Raw genomic sequence first — 17,112 nt, forward strand, 5'->3', positions numbered from 1 at the left:
GGCACTTTTCGCAGGGCTTTCCGGGCTTCGGCGACCATCTGTCCGCCAGCCGGCGCTGGCACCGACCGCAGCGGGACCTCCGACCTGTTCGCGAGCGACTCTCGGCTCTGTCTCGACCTGTCGCGCCCGAGGACCGTGGAGATGCCCACGCGCCGCGTCGCGGGCCGACGCATACACGAAGGACACCATGACCGACACAGACACCGTTGCCGCGATGGTTCAGGGCGCGCCGCTCGACCACGACGAGCTCGAGCGCATCGATGCGTGGTGGAGAGCCGCGAACTACCTGTCCGTGGGCCAGATCTACCTGATGGACAATCCACTGTTGCGCCAACCGCTGCGGCCCGAGCACATCAAGCCGCGACTCCTGGGGCACTGGGGCACCACGCCCGGGCTGACGTTCATCTACGCCCACCTGAACCGGGTCATTCGCGCCCGCGACCTGGACATGATCTACGTGACCGGCCCCGGCCACGGCGGCCCGGGGATCGTCGCTGCGGCGTACCTGGAGGGCACCTACACCGAGACCTACCCCGATATCAGCCAGGACGAGGATGGCATCCGCCGGCTGTTCCGGCAGTTCTCCTTCCCGGGCGGGATCCCCAGCCACGTCGCACCGGAGACGCCCGGGTCGATCCACGAGGGCGGCGAGCTGGGTTACTCGCTGTCGCACGCGTACGGCGCGGCGTTCGACAATCCTGATCTCATCGTCGCCTGCGTGGTCGGGGACGGCGAGGCAGAGACCGGGCCGCTCGCGACCAGCTGGCACGGCACCAAGTTCCTCGACCCGCGGCGCGACGGCGCGGTGCTGCCGATCCTGCACCTCAACGGGTACAAGATCGCCAACCCGACGGTGCTGGCTCGCATCCCGGACGACGAGCTGCTCGCGCTGTTGCGCGGCTACGGCCACACGCCGTACGTCGTGTCCGGGGACGACCCGGAGCAGATGCACCAGGCGTTCGCGGCCACTCTCGACCACTGCCTGGACGAGATCCGGGACATCCAACAGCAGGCACGTACCCGTGGGGCGGTCGTGCGACGGCCATGGCCGATGATCGTGCTGCGCAGCCCCAAGGGCTGGACCGGACCAGAGAACGTCGACGGCCGGCGCATCGAGGGCTACTGGCGCTCCCACCAGGTGCCGTTCACCGACGCACGCGGCAACGAGGCGCACCGTCGCGTGCTGGAGGAGTGGTTGCGCAGCTACCGGCCCGAGGAGCTCTTCGACGCGACCGGGGCGCCGGTTCCTGCCGTACGCGAGCAGCATCCGGCCGGTACCCGCCGGATGAGTGCCAGTCCGCACACCAACGGCGGCCTGCTGCTGCGCAACCTGCGGCTTCCCGACTTCCGGGAGTACGGCGTCCCGGTGCCCGCACCAGGCACCGGAGCCGTGGAGGCCACCCGGGTGCTCGGTACGTTCCTGCGCGATGTGATGGCCCGCAACGGCGACCGGTTCCGGCTGTTCTCCCCCGACGAGAACAACAGCAACCGGCTCCAGGACGTACTCGAGGTGACCGACCGCACCTGGAACGCCGAGACCACGTCGTACGACGATCACCTCGCCCCCGACGGGCGGGTGATGGAGATGCTGTCCGAGCACACCTGCGAGGGCTGGCTCGAGGGCTACCTGCTGACCGGCCGACACGGGCTGTTCTCCTGCTACGAAGCGTTCATCCACATCATCGACTCGATGTTCAACCAGCACGCGAAGTGGCTCAAGACCACCAACGAGATCCCCTGGCGGCGGCCGATCGCGTCGTTGAACTACCTGCTCACGTCCCACGTGTGGCGCCAGGACCACAACGGCTTCTCCCACCAGGACCCCGGCTTCATCGACCATGTCGTGAACAAGAAGGCGAGCGTCGTCCGGGTGTATCTGCCGCCGGACGCCAACTGCCTGCTCTCGGTGGCCGATCACTGCCTGCGCAGCCGGCAGTACGTCAACGTCATCGTCGCCGGCAAGCAGCCGGCTCGGCAGTACCTCGACATGGACCAGGCCGTCGTGCACTGCACCAAGGGCATCGGGATCTGGGAGTGGGCCAGCACCGACGGCGACGAGGAGCCCGACGTGGTGATGGGATGTGCCGGCGACGTCCCCACGATGGAGACGCTCGCGGCGGTCGACCTGCTGCTCGGGTTCTTCCCCGACCTGCGGGTGCGGGTGGTCAACGTGGTCGACCTGATGCGGCTGCAGGACCACCGCGAGCACCCGCACGGGCTGCCCGACGCCGACTTCGACGCGCTGTTCACCACCGACCGGCCAGTGGTCTTCGCCTACCACGGCTACCCCTGGCTGATCCACCGGCTCACCTACCGCCGCACCAACCACGACAACATCCACGTGCGCGGCTACAAGGAGGAGGGCACCACCACCACGCCGTTCGACATGACCGTGCTCAACCAGGTGGATCGCTACGACCTCGCGATCGACGTCATCGACCGGGTGCCGCGGCTGCGTAATCGCAGCGGGGAGACCCGCGAGTGGCTGCGCGACAAGCTGATCGAGCACGCGGCATACATCCGGGAGCACGGCGAGGACCTGCCCGAGGTACGCGACTGGCAGTGGCAGCCACGATGAGGGTGCTGGTCCTCAACACCGGGTCGAGCAGCCTGAAGCTCAGCGTCCTCGACCCGGACGGCACCCGGGTGGCGACCCGCACCGTCGAGCGGTGGGAGGGAGAGGACCACCTGGCGCCGCTGGAGGAGTTCCTCGGCTCGGTCGACGGGATCGACGCCATCGGCCATCGCGTCGTGCAGGGCGGACCGAGGTACGCCACGGCGGTCGTCATCGACGACCAGGTGACGGGCTACCTCGACTCCATCCGCGACCTCGCACCCCTGCACAATCCACGGGCGGTGGCGGGGATCCGTGCCGTGGCCGCCCTGCTCGGCCACCTGCCGTCGGTCGCCGCCTTCGACACCAGCTTCCACGCCGGTCTCCCCGCCGCGGCCCGCACCTATGCCCTGCCTCGGGAGTGGAACGCCCGGTTCGGCCTTCGCCGCTACGGGTTCCACGGGCTCTCGCACGCCTATGCCGTACGCCGCGCCGCCGAGCTGGTGGGCCGACCCGCCGCGGACCTCCGCGTGGTGTCCTGCCACCTCGGTGCCGGTTCCTCCCTGGCCGCGGTTCGCGGCGGCCGCTCGGTCGACACCACCATGGGCTTCACCCCGCTCGACGGGCTCGTGATGCAGACCCGGGCCGGCAGCGTGGACCCGGGCGCTCTGCTGTGGCTGCTCAACCACGGCGATGTCGACAGCGAGAGTCTCTCCGACGTGCTCGAGCACCGTTCCGGCCTGAAGGGCCTCTCGGGCACGTCCGGTGACCTGCGCGACGTGCTCGCCGCTCGTGCGGCGGGTGAGCAGGACGCCGCCCTGGCCTACGACGTGTTCGTACAGTCGCTCGTACGCGGCATCGGCGCGATGGCGGCCAGCGCGGGTGGCCTGGACGTGCTCGTGTTCACCGGCGGGATCGGGGAGCACGCACCCGTCGTACGTGCTGATGTTGCGACCCGGCTGGGCTTCCTCGGAGTGGCGATCGACGACCAGCGCAACCAGGCGACGACCGACGCCGACGTCTCGACCGCCGAGGCCCCGGTCCGGGCCGTGGTCGTGACCGCCGCCGAGGACGTCGAGGTGGCGCGCCAGACCCGCGCAGTGCTCCGCCGGCGGCCCGCCGCCGCGGAGTGAACGCGGCACGGGCCTCTGTCCATCCTCTGGTTCTGGATTCGAACCCCTGCCTTCTCATCACGAAGCCCGAGTCATCGAAGATCACGTCTCGGCGAGTCCGACGTGTTGGGCCTCGTTGAGCAGTCCCGACGCCTCGCTAGCATGCCGAACATGGTTGAACTGGATGGCCCCCGCACCGCATTGGTCCTCATCGACCTGATGACGCGCATCGTCGAACAGCCCACGGCACCACATTCCGGACCTGCCGTGGTCATCCGCTCCCTCGCCCTGGCCGACGCAGTGCGAAAGGCGGGCGGTCTCGTCGTCGCCGTGCGGACCGAGCGGCCAGGCGTTGCGGAGCAGCCGCCGGGCAGCGAACTGGCGGAAGGGGTGTTCGGCGACCTGGAGATCGTGAAGCGCACCTGGGGTGCATTCCACAACACCGGGCTGGAGGAGGCGTTGCGTGAGCACGCCGTCGACACGCTGATCATCACCGGGATCGCCACGAACTTCGGCGTCGAGCAGACAGCGCGTTTCGCTGACGAGTTCGGCTTCAAAGTGGTCCTGCCCGAAGACGCGGTCACCGCACTCGACGCGCGCGCCCATGAGTTCGCCTTCGACTACGTCTTCCCGCGCATCGCGACCGTCTGCACCACCGCCGAGGTCGTGGCAGCGCTGGAGTGAAGTCATGACAGCTTCTCGGGTCGAGGCTGGCGGAGGTTTCTTCCGCAGCATCCAGCGCGTTCAGAACGATGTGCAGGTGCCGTACGAGGCGCTGCACCATCTCGAAGCCGTCGCCTACGACTCCGGAGTCGGCCCGCCCGAACGGCTCGGCGGAGGGAATCCGAGGGGAATCTTCACCGGAACGGCAGGACCAAGAACGAAGAACCCCGCCTGACTTCCTGCGTTTTCGCAGGTCAGGCGGGGTTACAACTTGTGGAGCTGAGGGGATTCGAACCCCTGGCCTTCTCTTGGTGCCTGGCGCCCTTCGCCGGGTGCCGCATCTCTCGTGGTTTCTCGACCAGTTTCTGAGAAACCACCGTTTGACCTGGGCGAACATCCGTCATCGTTTTCGATGACGAGGTCGACATTACCTCATCTCCTCGCCCGATCTCGGGGTCTCTCGACAGGGTTTTCGCGGAGTATTCGCGGAGTTCAGGACCACGTCCGGGCCTCCGCCCGCCACTGCGCAGCGCCGGGGGTGCCGGCACTCAGCACCGGGTCGGCGAACCGGACCGCCGTCTCCACGACTTCCTCGAATGTCGCGGGGAGATGCTCGCCATCGGCGCCGAGCCCGCGTCGATACGCGACGTACGCTGAGGCCCGGACCTTCACGAGGTCACCGATCGCCTCAGACAGCGATCTGACGACGACCCCTCGAAAGTTCATGGTGGCCGCCACTGCCGCGCTCACCTCGGCACCGTCGAGGTCATGGGTCGTGACCAGGGTGTAGATGTCGGCCCAGTCCCGCACTCTTGTGCTCGCCGGCCCGAGGTCGATCGCGGTCGAGATCTTCTCCGCCAGCACGGTCGCGATCGGATACCCCAATATCCGCACCGGCGGTGCGCCGGGTCGCAGCGCAGGCAGCTCGACGACTGATGGCTCCGGTGTCACTGGATCTCCGAAGTTGATGTCCAGCTTGAGCTTCAGCTGCGCCGTGCCCAGCGTCGCGTCCATGGTCACGCGGACACCGGAGTAGAGCGCGTCGTCTCGGATCATCGCCGTCTTGACGGTCTCGGTCAGGTAAACCACTCCGTCGTCCGGGTCGGCCAGACCTGCGATCTCGACCACCCGGGCCGCGACGGCGCTCTCGTCGGCCGGCATGTTCCGAGCCAAAGCGTCCGCATCGGTGGTCGGGCGCCGACTCCCGAAGCTCGCCAGGAGCATCCCGCCCTTGAGGACGAAGTCACCGGCGTATGGCGATGCGCTCATCCGGGCCAGCCATCGCTCCACGACGTACATCGTCAACAGGTCCTGGGTACGCCTGCGCTCCCGCCGAGCTCGGTTCTGCAGATCCAAGTAGGCGCGCCCGGCCGCCGACTCTCGCGTCGGCCGACTCATCGTGCCCCCGCGATGTCGAGTGCCAACCGCACCGGCCCGACGACCCCGAGGGCGTTGGCGTACTCCAGCACCCGCCCCGGCTTCGCTCCTGGCGATTCCAAGTACCTGTTGAGCACCGTGTGCGCCACCGGCTCGCCGAGTCGGTGCCGCAGGCGCATCAGGTCCACCACTGTCCGAGCGGGATCGTAGATTCGCGTGAACTCGTCCGGCGCGACCTCCAATTGCGAGAGTCCGAGCTCGAAGGTCTCAGCATCGAACCGAAACACCGTCGTCGGCGGGAAGGTGATGCGGGCCAGGTTTCGCCCGGACGCGATCGCGATCTGGACCGCAGGTTCCATCTCGTCACTGAGACCGTGGGCCACCGCAGCGCTCACGCAGCACACGATCGCGTGCGGAGCCCTCATGCCGACGGCCAACAGGTCAGGGAACGAGGGCTCCGGCGCTGCCGCGTTACGAAACACACCTCGCGAGAGCTCGATGACATCGCCATCGTCCCGCCATCGATACAGGTCCCGCGGATGCGCCCCTGCTCGCAGGGCCGCTCGTGTCGTGAACGTCACTGGAAGTGACTCCAATCCCACCATGGATAAAAACCATACACTCTCGCAGGGAGAGTGAGTGGTTTTTATCCATGGTTGCATGGCTCAATGCAAGACACCCGCCAGCATTGACGTTTCGCAAAGCGACCACATCGTGCGCGTTACGAACGCGAACCGGTCACAGCCCAGGTGGCGGCTGGAAGTGGCGTGCAGCGCTTGGGCTGGTCGGATGTAGCGGTCGATGAGGATGTCGATGCGTCGGTGCCTGGCCTGGGCGGCGATCCGGTCGATGCCGACGCCGGCCATGGCGGCGGTGGTGGCGTGTCCTGCGCGCAGCGAGTGAGCCGTGATGCGGCCGGTCAGCCCGGCGGCCTCGGCGTAGCGCTTGACGACACTCGTGACGACGTTGCCGGAGATCGGTTGGAGCGGCGGAGCGCCGTTGCGGAAGCTGGTGAAGACCGGGCCCTGCCCGGGTCCTCGATGGGCGAGCCAGGCGTCGAGGGCCGTGATCGGGTCGGTGTCGCGGTGGCGGCCCGGTGCGATCCCGACGACCTGCCCGCGAGCATCGGGGTCGGTCTTCGAGCGGCGCAGGCGGAGCAACAGTCCGCCGGGCTTGGGTTCGAGGTCGGCGAGTGTGAGGTTCGCGAGCTCGGAGCGGCGCAGCGCGCCGGCGAAGCCGAGCAGGATGACCGCGGCGTCTCGCGCACCAACCGGGCTGTCACGGTCGATGGCGGCGAGGAGCTGGCCGATCTCTTCGGGGCCGACTGGATGGGCGGGTCGGCGTGGCGCGGTCCCAAGGATGCGGTGCAGGCCGCGGCGTACCTGGCGAACGGCTACGGTCGCGGTGGGATCGGTCAGGTCGCGACATCGGTGGTGGTAGCCGATCGCGGAGCAAGCCAGGTCGACAGTCGCGGCCGAGAGCCCGTCAGCGGCTGTCTCGGCGAGGTAGGCGCACACCGCGACCGGGTCGGCGCCCCGACGGCCGGCGCCGGGACCCTCCTCGCCGAGCGGAGCGATGCCGCGGTGCGTGCACCAGCGTTCCCATCGGCGCCAGGCGGAGGCGTAGACGGTGCGGGTGGTCGCAGCGTGGGTGGCGGTGATCGCGGCGGCGATCCGCTCGACGTCCTCCGCGGTGAGCGGCGTACCGCGGTGAGGATAGGAGTCGATGAGCACTGGAGACGTTGAGTTCATCGCGCGGTTCTACCCACGCGACCCGACGCACCCGGCCTCAACTCGAGCGCACTGGCCCATCGAGCGGGTGCTGGCGCGAAAAGTGCGAGTACTTGCGGGGCGAAAGCGGCGGTGCGCCGACACCGGGCGGGGATGGTTCTGCGAATTCAGGTGCCCGCCGGCAACAGCGGTCCCGCGTCCAACGCGGCCCTGCGCGCCACGAGGTTTCGCCGAGACAAGCCCGGGCGATGTCGCCGATGAGGCACGGGGCACGCGCGTCGTGCTCTACAGGTATTTCGACTCCAAGGCAGAGCTGTGTCGGACCATCCTGGATCGGGCGCGTGAGCGGCTGGCCGAACACGTGGGCACCGATGACTTCGAGGACGATGCGATTCCCGCGCTGCTCGATGCAGCCGCCGAGGGTCTCGATGCTTTCGCCTGCTGTTTCGCTCCGCCAACCGCGAACGCGAGTTCCGAGGTCTGACCGACAGTCTCAGGCAGCGATGTGGCTACCGGGATGGTCGTGGCCCATCGCGGCAATGGTGGCCGTGCCTCGATGTGATTCGGGCGAAGCAGCAGTATGAGATGCCGCCTGCAGCGGAAACCATGGCCGACTGTGCCAACAGTTGAGCGATCAGTCCAACCCGGTCTCGCTGCGACAAGAACCGCTAGAAACGTCGGCGGCGAGCGTTTCTACGTGAACAACTCGCCAGACGTCCCTGCTACGGACGGTCGCGACGACTCCATCTGAAGTACACGAGCGCCAGATAAGGCCTGTGTCTCGTCGGGCTGGAACGACCCCGGCGGCGGGGTGACACCGTTCTCGCGGCACCAGGCGCCCGGCGGACGCTGGTACTTGCGTGGGATGCCGTTGGACGGCTCGAGCTGCATCGGGATCGGCGGGAGCGGCGGCAGGCCCATGTCCTTCTCGGCGGCCAGCTCGTCGGCGTCCTTCTCCTCCGACATGCCGATCGGGCCGATCGTCTGGGCGTTGAGGAACTGCCGCACGACGGGCTCCTCGGAGCTCAGCAGCATCTCGCGGGGTCCGTACATGGCCAGGTGCTTGTGGTAGAGCAGGCCGATGTTGTCCGGCACCGTACGCGTCGAGTTGATGTCGTGGGTGACGATCAGGAAGGTCGCGTCGATCTGCGCGTTCAGGTCGATGAAGAGCTGGTTGATGAACGCCGTACGCACCGGGTCCAGACCGGAGTCGGGCTCGTCGATCAGCAGGATCTCGGGGTCGAGGACCAGAGCGCGCGCCAGACCGGCACGCTTGCGCATACCACCGGAGATCTCGCCGGGAAGCTTGTTCTCGGCGCCGATGAGACCGACCAGGTCCATCTTCTCCATGACGATGTTGCGAATCTCGGACTCGCTCTTCTTCGTGTGCTCACGAAGGGGGAACGCGACGTTGTCGAACAGGTCCATCGAACCGAACATGGCGCCGTCCTGGAACAGCACGCCGAACAGCTTGCGGACCTCGTAGAGGTCTCGCTCCGAACAGCTGGCGATGTCGACGCCCTCGATGACCACCGAGCCCGTGTCGGGCTTGATCAGACCGATCAGCGTCTTCAGGAGCACGGACTTACCCGTGCCGGACGGGCCGAGCATCACGCTGATCTCGCCCGCAGGCAGCGTCAGCGTGACATCCTTCCAGATGAGCTGCTTACCAAAGCTCTTGGTCAGCCCTTCGATCTTTACGTCTACACCCATACCAATGCCTCCACTCGCGGGTTGTCGTCCGGTCAGCGGGGCGTGAGCCCAGCCACCTTCCAGCCGTTGCCGACCCTTTGCATCTTCACCTCGACGCGCGATGCACTGACGCTGGGCTCGGCTCCAGGCGCGATCGTGGTCTGCGTGATGAAGACCAGGACCGTGACCCGCGGCCCGGCGACCTCGACGACGCCTGCCCCGGAGAGGGTCGCCTTCGTGGAGATCTGTTTCTGGGTCGCTGCCTTGGCGACAGGGCCTTCGAGCAGCTTGGTGTAGTCGGTGCGAAACCGGCCGGTGGTCTGGTTCTTGGACCGGTCGAGGTCTGCTTCGAGCGTGCGGTGGTCGTAGCTCAGCAGGACGGGCACCCGGCTCTTGGCCGTGGCGAGCGCATCGGTTCGGTCCCGAGCGCGGTCCGAGGCGTGACCGGCGAGCGCGGCGAAGGTTATCGCCGCGGCCAGTCCGACGATCACGAGCAGCACGACCGCCCAGCGCAGCAGTCTTCCCCCCAGGTCGAGCCGGAGCCGACCGGATTCGGGCGGTCGCGACTTGTCCACGTGCTCGTCCACCTCGGTCTCTTCTGAGAGGGCTGTTGGCATCTCGGTCTCATCGATGGTCACGGGATGAACTCCAGTCCGGATACGAGCCAGCGGCCCTCGACGTTCCGCATCTCGACCTTGACCCGGTAGTCACGTTGCTGTGGTGCCTTCGTGCCCGAGTTCGACACCGTGCCGGTCGCCGCGATGTACACCGTCGCCTGCTCGTCGGTCGAGCGCGCCACACCGGCCGAGACGACCTCGCCCTCGGCGTCGACCTTGTTGGCCTTCAGCGCCTTCTGCAGCGCACTTGCCTGCTGCTTCAGGTCGCTGCGGAAGGAGGCGGTCGCGCCGTCGAGAAGGGACTCGAAGGCCGCCTCCGAGTCCTCTGCGCTGACCGAGATCAGTCGGGTGACCTCGGTGGAAGCCGCCGAGACGGCCGCCGCTCGCTGATGCTCCGCGCTTACGTCCTCGCGCCAGGACCAAGCGCGCTGCCCGGCGAACACGAGCAGCCCGATGCCTAGCACCAGCAGGAGCACGAAGGTCCTTGTGGAGAGTCTGGACATCGTCACCACAGCCCGACCGGCTCGAGGAACAACTGCTTCCAGGAGTTGTCCTCAGATGCGTCCGTCGTCCCCGTCGACGACGGCTCACCTGCCGGAGCCTTTGGCGCGTTCGGATCGTCGCCCTCGGGCCAGCGCCCCTTGCCGAACTCCAGCCCGCACGAGGAGGGTAGATGGCCCCGCGCGCTGGAATTCGGACACGGCTGGTTGCGAGCGCCCCGCACCGAAGACGGGTCGCTGGGCGCGGTCTCGCAGTGCGCGAGCGGGTCGACCTTGCGTACGTTCTCTTCGGACGGGCTGCGTCGATCGTCGGTGGACAGGTATCCCGTCGTGCATGACGGTGGATTGTTGACGCCTGCGCGTAGGTCCAGCTTCACGTCGCCCTCCTTCGCCCGCGGATTGACCGTCTGTTGAAGTCGTCCGATCGTGGCGGGGTACACGACCAGGGTCTGCTGAAGCTGCGGAAGATAGGTGTTGAGCACCTCGCCGTTGACCATCAAGTTGTCCAAGAGCATCGGCAGCGTGGTCTGGAGGTCATCAACTGTCGCGGCGGTGCTGTCCAGACCCGTACGCCCGTCGCGGAGCAGCGAGCGCAGGTCGGCGTCGTTCGCCGCGAGCTCCTTGGTGAGCGCGCGGAGCGACGACATCGACGACACGGTCTGCGGCGCCATCTCCTGCTGGGTGGCGAGCACCGGCTCCAGGGCGCGGATCAGCTCGGTCGTCGAGGTGACCTCCTGCTGGGCTGTGTCCAAGAGCGTGCTGGATTCCTCGATCAGCCGGCCGACGTCCTCGCTGCTCGACCCGAGGCCGGTGTCGACCTGATCCAGTACGTTGCGTGTCTGTCGCTGCGGCACGGACTCAAGCAGGTGGTTGACGGCATCCAGGACGGGCGCGATCTGGGGCATGTCGACGGTGCGTGAAGTTGGTAGCACGTCCCCGGCGCTCAAGGCCGCCTTGGTGGTCGACGGCGAGACCAGGGAGACGTACTGCTCCCCCACCGCGGAGGTGCTGTGGAGCTCAGCGTCAACGTTGCCGGGGATCCTGGTGCCATCATCGAGACGAAGAGTGGCGACGGCTGCTCGCGGGGTCACCTCAAGGTCGGTCACCTGCCCGACCTTGACGCCCCGATAGGTGACCAGGGCGCTCTCGTAGAGCCCGCTGGCATCTTTGAACTCGGCGGTGACCTGGTAGACCCCGATGCCGAGCATCGCCGGGACTCTCGCATAGGTGAAGACCATCAGCCCGAGCGCGAGAGCCGTCAGGCAGGCGAAGACGCCCAACTGCCGCTTCACCAGTCTCGTCAGCAGCATCAGCAGCCCCCCAGGTTCGCCATCAGGCAGCCGCTGTCGTCGGACGTGCTCGGGATGGGTGTCGACGTGGGGGCGGCGCCAACGGGAGGCAGGCCGGTCGGCCCGAATCCGGTGAGCCAGGTTTCGGTGAGGCTCGAGCCGCGGAGGTCGAGCGTCGCGAAGAGGTTGGCGTAGTCGCCACGCAGCGCGTTGGTCGTGGTCATCGCGGGGAACGGGATGGTCAGAGCGAGCTTGAGCGCCTCGGGGATGGAGTCGCCGACCTTGCCGAGGCTGGTCAGGATGGGCCGCAGGGCGTCCAGGTTCGTGAGGAGAGCCGTACGGCTGGCCCGGATGACCTTGGTCGCCCGATCTCCGGTCTCGCCGGTCCGGGTGACAGCGCGGACGAGGCTCTCCCGCTCCTCCTCGAGCGCACGCAGCCCCGGAGCGATATCGTCGATCGCGTTCGCCAGGACCGTCCGGTCCTTAGCGAGGCCGGCGGAGAGCCGGTCGAGCGCCTCGAGCGCCTGCACGATCTCACTCTTGTTATCGTCGAGCACCGCGAGCAACTCGTTGGTCCGTCGCACCAGGTTGCGGGTGTCGGGGACCCGGTCGTCCAGCGCGGTCGCCAGCTCGGAGGTGATGGTCTCGATCTGCGACAACCCGCCGTTGTTGAGCAGTAGCGCCACCGCGCCGAGGACCTGCTCGGTGGCCGGGTAGGTACCGGTCTGGGTGACCGGAACCCGGGCGCCGTGCTGCAGTATCTCGGTCCGCTCCGCCGCTGCCGCGATGCTGTCGGCGCTGCTCGGTGTCGGGGCTGGCCCGGGCGCGCTGACGTCGATGTACTGGGCGCCGAGCAGGGTCTTCTGTCCGATCGCGAAGGTGGCATCGGCCGGGACGCGGGCAGATTTCATCAGCCGGAGCCGGACCTTTGCCTGCCAGTCCGAGACGCTGATGCCGGCGACGGTGCCGATGACGACGTTGTCCATCTGCACGGCGGAGTTCGGCACCAGGTTCGCGACCTCGTCGAAGGTGACGGTGACGGTGTAGCCGTCCCCGCCGACGCCGGGCTGGCCGGGAAGTGTGTGATCGTTCGGCTGGAGGCTCGTGCAGCCGGTCAGGCCGACCACGATTGCGGCCATGGTGGCCAGGATCTGTGTCTTCATCGGTCGCCTCCGAGGTCGGTGCCGAGCAGGCCGGGCAAGAGGGGTTGTACCCCGTCGAGGCCCGAGCCCAGGTCAGGGAGCGGTGTCGGCGGTCGCCCCGGGTCGGCCGGTGGGTCCATCTCTGGCTGCCCCGTGCCTGGCCCCGTCGCGCCTGGCCCGGTCGTGCCTTGCTGGGCGGTCTTGATCAGGTCGACAAGCGGCGCGAGCGCATCACGGCACTGCTGTGCCGTGCCGCCGGCACCGAGCACGGCGCCGCAGACGAGCTGGGCGGCGTCGTTGAGCCCGGTCAGTGAGGCCCGGCCGGTGATTGCCTGCTTGTCGATGACGTTGAAGAGATCGATCAAGGCCGTCGGAGCCATGTGCAGGATCGCCGCCAGCTGGTTGGATCGGTCCGCGAGGGCAGCGCTGAGCAGGTTCAGGTCGCGTACGGAGTTCTTGATCCTGCCGCGGTTGTCGTGGGTGAGCTCACCCGTCGCCACCAGTGCCGCGGAGAGCTCCTCGATCGCCTTGGTGAGCTCGCGCCGGTTGGCGGCCAACACCGCGGAGACCTCGCTGAGCTGCTCGGTGAACCCGGCCACGGCGGCATCGTTGACAGCGAGGTTCTTGGTGAAGCTGTTCAGGTTGGAGACGGTCGTGAACATGTCGGCGCGCCCGTCCGAGAGGGTCGCGGTGGCGCTGCGGAGCCCCTCAACTGCCTCGCTCAGTTGCTCGGCGTTGCCGTTGCGGAGGTTGGCGTCCAGGGTCTCGATGGCGGTCCGGAGCGGCTGCTTGCCGGAGCCATCGGGAGCGAGCGCGGTGGCGAGGTCGGTGAGCTGCTTCTTGACCTCGTCGAACGAGACCGGCACCGCGGTGCGGTCCAGCTGGATCTGGCCACCGTCGGGCATCGCCGGGCCGTCGGTGTAGGCCGGTGAGAGCTGGACGAACCGTCCGCTGACCAGGCTCGGGGAGACGATCGCGGCGTTGGCCTCGGCCGGAATCCGCTGCCCGCCCTCGACCTCGATCCTCACATGTACGCCGTCGTCTTGCGGATCGACCTCGGTGACCCGGCCGACGGCGACGCCGAGGACCTTGACGTCGTCGCCCTCGTAGAGCCCGTCGGCGTTGCTGAAGACCGCGGTCAGCACCGTCGAGCGGGTGTCCTTGACCGTGTAGTAGCCGCCCGTGGCGAGGAGCAGTAGCGCGAGCCCGATCAGGACACGGCGCAGCAGGAGACTGGAGGAGTTGGTCATTTCACGACCCCCGAGACGATCGGCACCAGCGTGCCTGGCGAGGTGAGGTTCTGGATGTACGCGTCGAACCACGGTCCGGTCGAGATGGCCTCCCCGAACCCGGTGACGTACCCGCGTAGGCCGGTGATGGCGTCCTGGAGAGCCGCCTTGTTCCGGTTGAGCAGAGTGACCACCGCATCGAGCTGGTCCAGTGCCGGGCCGAGGGTGGCCCGGTTGTCGTCGACGAGTCCACGCAGCTGCGTGGAGAGGTCCTGCACGCTGCTAAGCAGGCTCACTACGACGGCCTGGCGAGCGTTGAGCTGCTGGAGCAGCGACTGTCCGGAGACAAGTAGGGTCTCGATCTGCTCGTTGCGACTGGCGAGGACGCCCGAGACCCGTGAGGCGCGGGCGAGCAGGGCGCGAAGTTGGTCGTCGTTCTGTTCGACGGCGGCGGTGAGCTCAGTGACACCTCGCAGAGCGGGCCCGACGTCGTCGTGGGTTCCGCTCAGAGCCGCGCTGGCCTGGTCGAGCGCGCCGGCCAGCTGTGCCTTGTCGATGTCCGCCGTGGTCGTCGTCAGTTCGTTCAGCGTGGCGGTGAGGTTGTAGGGCGAGGACGTCCGGGAGGTCGGGATCGTGTCACCGGCACTCAGCCGCCCGCTGCCGGAGGGGACGAGCTCGACGGCGGCCCGGCCGAGGAGCGTGACCGTGATGATGCGTGCCTCGGTCTTGCCGCCGAGGTCGACATCACCTTCGGTGACGACCAAGTCGGCGACGACCTCGTCGCCATCGAGACGGACGTCACGAACCTTGCCCACCTGGGCGCCGGAGACCATCACGGCATCTCCACCTTTGAGGCCACCGGCCTCGGTGAAGGCGGCGTGGATGATGTCACCGTTGCCCACGAGCGGGAGCTTGTTGTAGTTGAGGCTGGCGGTGACCACCAGGGCGATCGCCATGGTGCCGATCAGGCCTCGGGCGGCGTTCTGGGAGGGCGTACGGACGCTCATCGTTTGCACCTCTGCGTGTCGGACATGATCCAGGGAGTCGTGATGGTGGCCTCGGTCTGGATCCGGACCCCACACAGGAAGAAGTTGAAGTAGTTGCCGTACGAGGCGGTGTTCTGGATCGCCGCGTAGTGGTTCGGCAGCTTCTGCAGGACCTGCTGAAGAGTGGCCTGCTCCTGGTTGATGCCGTTCGCCGTCTTGGTGAGCTGAGTAAGGTCGGCCGCCAGGTCTTCCCTGCCCGCCTCGACCAGTGACGCCGCGTCACGGGCGAACCGGTCGGTCTGCGCCGCTGCATCGAGGATCTGGGTGTCCTGCTGCTCGAGACCGTCGAGAAGCTTGCTGAACTGGTCGATGAGCGCCTGGATGGTCTCGCGCTTGTCATCGAGGGTGCCGACGACAGTGTTGAGGTTGCGGATCACCTCCCCGATCAGCTCCTGGCGGTTCCCGAGCGTCGTGGTGAGCGAGGCCGCCCGCTGCACCAGCGTGGAGATGGCGGAGCTCTGCCCTTGGAGGATCTTGATCAGGTCACCGGAGAAGGCGTTGATCTGCGCCGGGGCAAGGCCCGCGAAGAGCGGCTTGAACCCGTTGAGCAGCAGGTCGAGGTCGAGGGCCGGCCTGGTCTGGGATATTGGGATGGTGTCGCCGGCCTTGATCGGTCTGGCGTCCGGGTCGGGCCGGCTGAGTTGGACGATCCGGTCGCCGATGAGGTTCCGGTACTGCACCGTGGCCTCGGTCGAGGCGTTGAGCTTCTGGTCCCGCGGGACGTCAAAGGAGACGCGCACGGTCGCGTCGCGCTGGACTGCCAGGGCCGTGACCTTGCCGACGTCCACGCCGGCGATCCGGACCGAGTCGCCCTTTTGGAGACCCGACACGTTGGCGAAGACGGCATCGTACGTAACCCGGTCGCCGGGGCGATGCGCGGCCGTCACCACACCGACCCAGTAGGTGAACAGCGCCGCGACCACCAAGAAGATTCCGAACTTGATCAGGTCGGAACGCTCCCGGCGCCGAAGTTTACTGTTGCTGGTCACTGTTTACCTCCTGCGGCGTTGGCGCCACCGGCCAGCAGGCCGAGCAGCGTGGTGAGCGTGTTCTCCTGGACCGTGGGCTGCTTGCCCGCGTAGGGGTTGGCGCCGGTTGCGAAGGTCGGCACCGCAGCCTGTGCCTCCTCCTCGGTGACGTACGGAAGCCCGTAGCACTCGGGAGACCTGGTGTCGCCGATCTTCGGCAGGTTGCGCTCGTACGTGTATGGATCGCGACCCGGGACGATGCGGGTGATCGTGGTGATTCCCGGATGTGTGCCGCCGACGGCGGCCTCGGCGAGCTTGTTGGCCGAGGCGAGGCCGAGGATCGTGCACGGGAGCTCCGGCGAGTAGCGCTCGACTACGTCAGCGACCGGGGCGGTCAGCTTCAACGTGGTGGTCAGCCGCCTACCCGAGCTGTCCAGCAGCTGGCTCGCGCTGTTGTCGAAGGAGTACAGGCTGACCTCGAAGGCGTGCAGCGACTTCTGCTGGGTGGTCAGGGTCCTGCTGGTCACCGCAGCCTTGTCGGCCAGGGCCACCAGGTCGGGCCGCGCGGTGTCGTAGGTCTGAGCGACGCTCGCGCCCGACCTGATGTCGCTGGTGAGGGTGCTCAGATAGGGGTTGAACGAGGTGAGGTAGCCGTTGGTCTGGGTGATCAGGAGCCCGATGTCCTCGCCGCGCTGGTCGACCGCCTGCGAGACGGCGGTGAGCGCGGCCGCGACCTCGGCAGGCTTGGCCGTGTCCAGTACCTGAGTGAGGTTCTCGAACGCCTCGTCGACCTCGACCGTGACCCGGTCGGCGTCGATCGTGGACCCGGCCTGGATCCGCTCGGCGCCCGGCTCACCGGGGTTGAGCTGGATGTACTTTGCTCCGAACGCTGTCGGCGGGACGATCTCGGCGGTGGTGTCGCTGGAGATCTGATTGAGCTCGTCCTGGTCGATTTCGAGCTGGATCGAGACCCCGTCGCCGGCGTCATGGTCGACCGAACCGACCCGGCCGATCACCACACCTCGGAGTTTGACCGCTGCCCCCGGGGCCAAAGTCAGACCGGCCCGGTCGGAGGAGACGGTGAGCGGGACGGTGGAGCGGAAGACGCCCTCATAGCTGGCGACGGTGCCGACGATCAGCGCGAGGATCAGCGCGATGAAGGTGAGGCCGTACGTGACGTGACGATCAACCAT

General features: G+C 67.7%; 16 protein-coding genes and 1 pseudogene. 4 read left to right on the forward strand and 13 right to left on the reverse strand.

Features of this window, described 5'->3' with window-relative positions; translation table 11 throughout:
- Positions 1–187 precede the first annotated feature (187 nt).
- The 3 genes from ACFVDI_RS06110 to ACFVDI_RS06120 all read left to right on the forward strand — a co-directional run bounded on the left by ACFVDI_RS06110 (position 188) and on the right by ACFVDI_RS06120 (position 4,350).
- Positions 188–2,578 carry a phosphoketolase gene (locus tag ACFVDI_RS06110; protein ID WP_378901721.1) on the forward strand — a complete coding sequence of 797 codons (2,391 nt, stop codon included), beginning with the start codon at positions 188–190 and terminating at the stop codon, positions 2,576–2,578.
- Positions 2,563–3,687, forward strand: a complete 1,125-nt coding sequence (locus ACFVDI_RS06115) for an acetate/propionate family kinase (RefSeq protein WP_378901724.1) — start codon at positions 2,563–2,565, stop codon at positions 3,685–3,687. The genes ACFVDI_RS06110 and ACFVDI_RS06115 overlap by 16 nt, the downstream gene beginning before the upstream one ends.
- 141 nt (positions 3,688–3,828) lie before the next feature.
- A complete protein-coding gene (locus tag ACFVDI_RS06120; RefSeq protein ID WP_378901727.1) occupies positions 3,829–4,350 on the forward strand; it encodes an isochorismatase family protein in 522 nt (173 codons plus the stop codon).
- A 471-nt stretch (positions 4,351–4,821) separates the two neighbouring features.
- Here ACFVDI_RS06120 and ACFVDI_RS06125 read toward each other — a convergent pair whose 3' ends face one another.
- The 4 genes and pseudogenes from ACFVDI_RS06125 to ACFVDI_RS06140 form a co-directional block, all read right to left on the reverse strand.
- Positions 4,822–5,598: a nucleotidyl transferase AbiEii/AbiGii toxin family protein gene (locus tag ACFVDI_RS06125; protein WP_211352508.1), complete on the reverse strand. Its 777-nt coding sequence runs from the start codon at positions 5,596–5,598 to the stop codon at positions 4,822–4,824.
- Between the two features lie 125 nt (positions 5,599–5,723).
- The gene (locus ACFVDI_RS06130) at positions 5,724–6,101 is read right to left on the reverse strand and encodes a hypothetical protein (RefSeq protein ID WP_246088252.1); all 378 of its coding nucleotides are present in this window, start codon (positions 6,099–6,101) and stop codon (positions 5,724–5,726) included.
- A gap of 87 nt (positions 6,102–6,188) precedes the next feature.
- Positions 6,189–6,368, reverse strand: a pseudogene (locus ACFVDI_RS06135) (type IV toxin-antitoxin system AbiEi family antitoxin domain-containing protein); the annotation flags it as partial.
- A gap of 3 nt (positions 6,369–6,371) precedes the next feature.
- Positions 6,372–7,457, reverse strand: a complete 1,086-nt coding sequence (locus ACFVDI_RS06140) for a tyrosine-type recombinase/integrase (RefSeq protein ID WP_141782163.1) — start codon at positions 7,455–7,457, stop codon at positions 6,372–6,374.
- Between ACFVDI_RS06140 and ACFVDI_RS06145 the strand changes: the two genes are divergently transcribed.
- Positions 7,432–7,920: a TetR/AcrR family transcriptional regulator gene (locus tag ACFVDI_RS06145; RefSeq protein WP_141782164.1), complete on the forward strand. Its 489-nt coding sequence runs from the start codon at positions 7,432–7,434 to the stop codon at positions 7,918–7,920. The two genes, ACFVDI_RS06140 and ACFVDI_RS06145, sit on opposite strands and share 26 nt — an antisense overlap.
- A gap of 209 nt (positions 7,921–8,129) precedes the next feature.
- Here the strand turns inward: ACFVDI_RS06145 and ACFVDI_RS06150 are convergent, their stop codons facing one another.
- Genes ACFVDI_RS06150 through ACFVDI_RS06190 form a run of 9 tightly spaced genes read right to left on the reverse strand, consistent with a single transcriptional unit; the run spans position 8,130 to position 17,112 of the window.
- On the reverse strand, positions 8,130–9,149 hold the full coding sequence (locus tag ACFVDI_RS06150) for an ABC transporter ATP-binding protein (protein WP_008362680.1): 1,020 nt from the start codon (positions 9,147–9,149) through the stop codon (positions 8,130–8,132).
- A gap of 32 nt (positions 9,150–9,181) precedes the next feature.
- Positions 9,182–9,766 carry a hypothetical protein gene (locus ACFVDI_RS06155; protein WP_008362682.1) on the reverse strand — a complete coding sequence of 195 codons (585 nt, stop codon included), beginning with the start codon at positions 9,764–9,766 and terminating at the stop codon, positions 9,182–9,184.
- The gene (locus ACFVDI_RS06160; RefSeq protein ID WP_008362685.1) at positions 9,763–10,248 is read right to left on the reverse strand and encodes a hypothetical protein; all 486 of its coding nucleotides are present in this window, start codon (positions 10,246–10,248) and stop codon (positions 9,763–9,765) included. Before ACFVDI_RS06160 ends, ACFVDI_RS06155 begins: the two co-directional genes overlap by 4 nt.
- A 2-nt stretch (positions 10,249–10,250) precedes the next feature.
- Positions 10,251–11,555 (reverse strand): MCE family protein, encoded by a 1,305-nt coding sequence (locus tag ACFVDI_RS06165; protein WP_008362687.1) that lies wholly within the window; start codon positions 11,553–11,555, stop codon positions 10,251–10,253.
- On the reverse strand, positions 11,555–12,697 hold the full coding sequence (locus ACFVDI_RS06170) for an MCE family protein (RefSeq protein WP_008362689.1): 1,143 nt from the start codon (positions 12,695–12,697) through the stop codon (positions 11,555–11,557). The genes ACFVDI_RS06165 and ACFVDI_RS06170 overlap by 1 nt, the downstream gene beginning before the upstream one ends.
- Entirely contained in the window at positions 12,694–13,926 is a 1,233-nt protein-coding gene (locus ACFVDI_RS06175) for an MCE family protein (RefSeq protein ID WP_008362691.1), read from the reverse strand. The genes ACFVDI_RS06170 and ACFVDI_RS06175 overlap by 4 nt, the downstream gene beginning before the upstream one ends.
- On the reverse strand, positions 13,923–14,912 hold the full coding sequence (locus ACFVDI_RS06180) for an MCE family protein (protein WP_008362692.1): 990 nt from the start codon (positions 14,910–14,912) through the stop codon (positions 13,923–13,925). The genes ACFVDI_RS06175 and ACFVDI_RS06180 overlap by 4 nt, the downstream gene beginning before the upstream one ends.
- Positions 14,909–15,940 (reverse strand): MCE family protein, encoded by a 1,032-nt coding sequence (locus ACFVDI_RS06185; RefSeq protein ID WP_008362693.1) that lies wholly within the window; start codon positions 15,938–15,940, stop codon positions 14,909–14,911. Before ACFVDI_RS06185 ends, ACFVDI_RS06180 begins: the two co-directional genes overlap by 4 nt.
- A complete protein-coding gene (locus ACFVDI_RS06190) occupies positions 15,937–17,112 on the reverse strand; it encodes an MCE family protein (protein WP_008362694.1) in 1,176 nt (391 codons plus the stop codon). The genes ACFVDI_RS06185 and ACFVDI_RS06190 overlap by 4 nt, the downstream gene beginning before the upstream one ends.

Origin of the sequence: Nocardioides sp. NPDC057767, assembly GCF_042798275.1 — a bacterium.
Classification (GTDB): domain Bacteria; phylum Actinomycetota; class Actinomycetes; order Propionibacteriales; family Nocardioidaceae; genus Nocardioides.

Excerpts from the sequence above, each read along its gene's own strand:
- ACFVDI_RS06190 (WP_008362694.1), bottom strand. The coding sequence starts at position 17,112 with ATGGTTGATCGTCACGTCACGTACGGCCTCACCTTCATCGCGCTGATC.
- ACFVDI_RS06160 (WP_008362685.1), bottom strand. The coding sequence starts at position 10,248 with ATGTCCAGACTCTCCACAAGGACCTTCGTGCTCCTGCTGGTGCTAGGC.
- ACFVDI_RS06125 (WP_211352508.1), bottom strand. The coding sequence starts at position 5,598 with ATGAGCGCATCGCCATACGCCGGTGACTTCGTCCTCAAGGGCGGGATG.
- ACFVDI_RS06120 (WP_378901727.1), top strand. The coding sequence starts at position 3,829 with ATGCCGAACATGGTTGAACTGGATGGCCCCCGCACCGCATTGGTCCTC.
- ACFVDI_RS06145 (WP_141782164.1), top strand. The coding sequence starts at position 7,432 with ATGAGCACTGGAGACGTTGAGTTCATCGCGCGGTTCTACCCACGCGAC.
- ACFVDI_RS06150 (WP_008362680.1), bottom strand. The coding sequence starts at position 9,149 with ATGGGTGTAGACGTAAAGATCGAAGGGCTGACCAAGAGCTTTGGTAAG.
- ACFVDI_RS06140 (WP_141782163.1), bottom strand. The coding sequence starts at position 7,457 with ATGAACTCAACGTCTCCAGTGCTCATCGACTCCTATCCTCACCGCGGT.
- ACFVDI_RS06180 (WP_008362692.1), bottom strand. The coding sequence starts at position 14,912 with ATGAGCGTCCGTACGCCCTCCCAGAACGCCGCCCGAGGCCTGATCGGC.
- ACFVDI_RS06110 (WP_378901721.1), top strand. The coding sequence starts at position 188 with ATGACCGACACAGACACCGTTGCCGCGATGGTTCAGGGCGCGCCGCTC.
- ACFVDI_RS06165 (WP_008362687.1), bottom strand. The coding sequence starts at position 11,555 with ATGCTGCTGACGAGACTGGTGAAGCGGCAGTTGGGCGTCTTCGCCTGC.
- ACFVDI_RS06175 (WP_008362691.1), bottom strand. The coding sequence starts at position 13,926 with ATGACCAACTCCTCCAGTCTCCTGCTGCGCCGTGTCCTGATCGGGCTC.
- ACFVDI_RS06170 (WP_008362689.1), bottom strand. The coding sequence starts at position 12,697 with ATGAAGACACAGATCCTGGCCACCATGGCCGCAATCGTGGTCGGCCTG.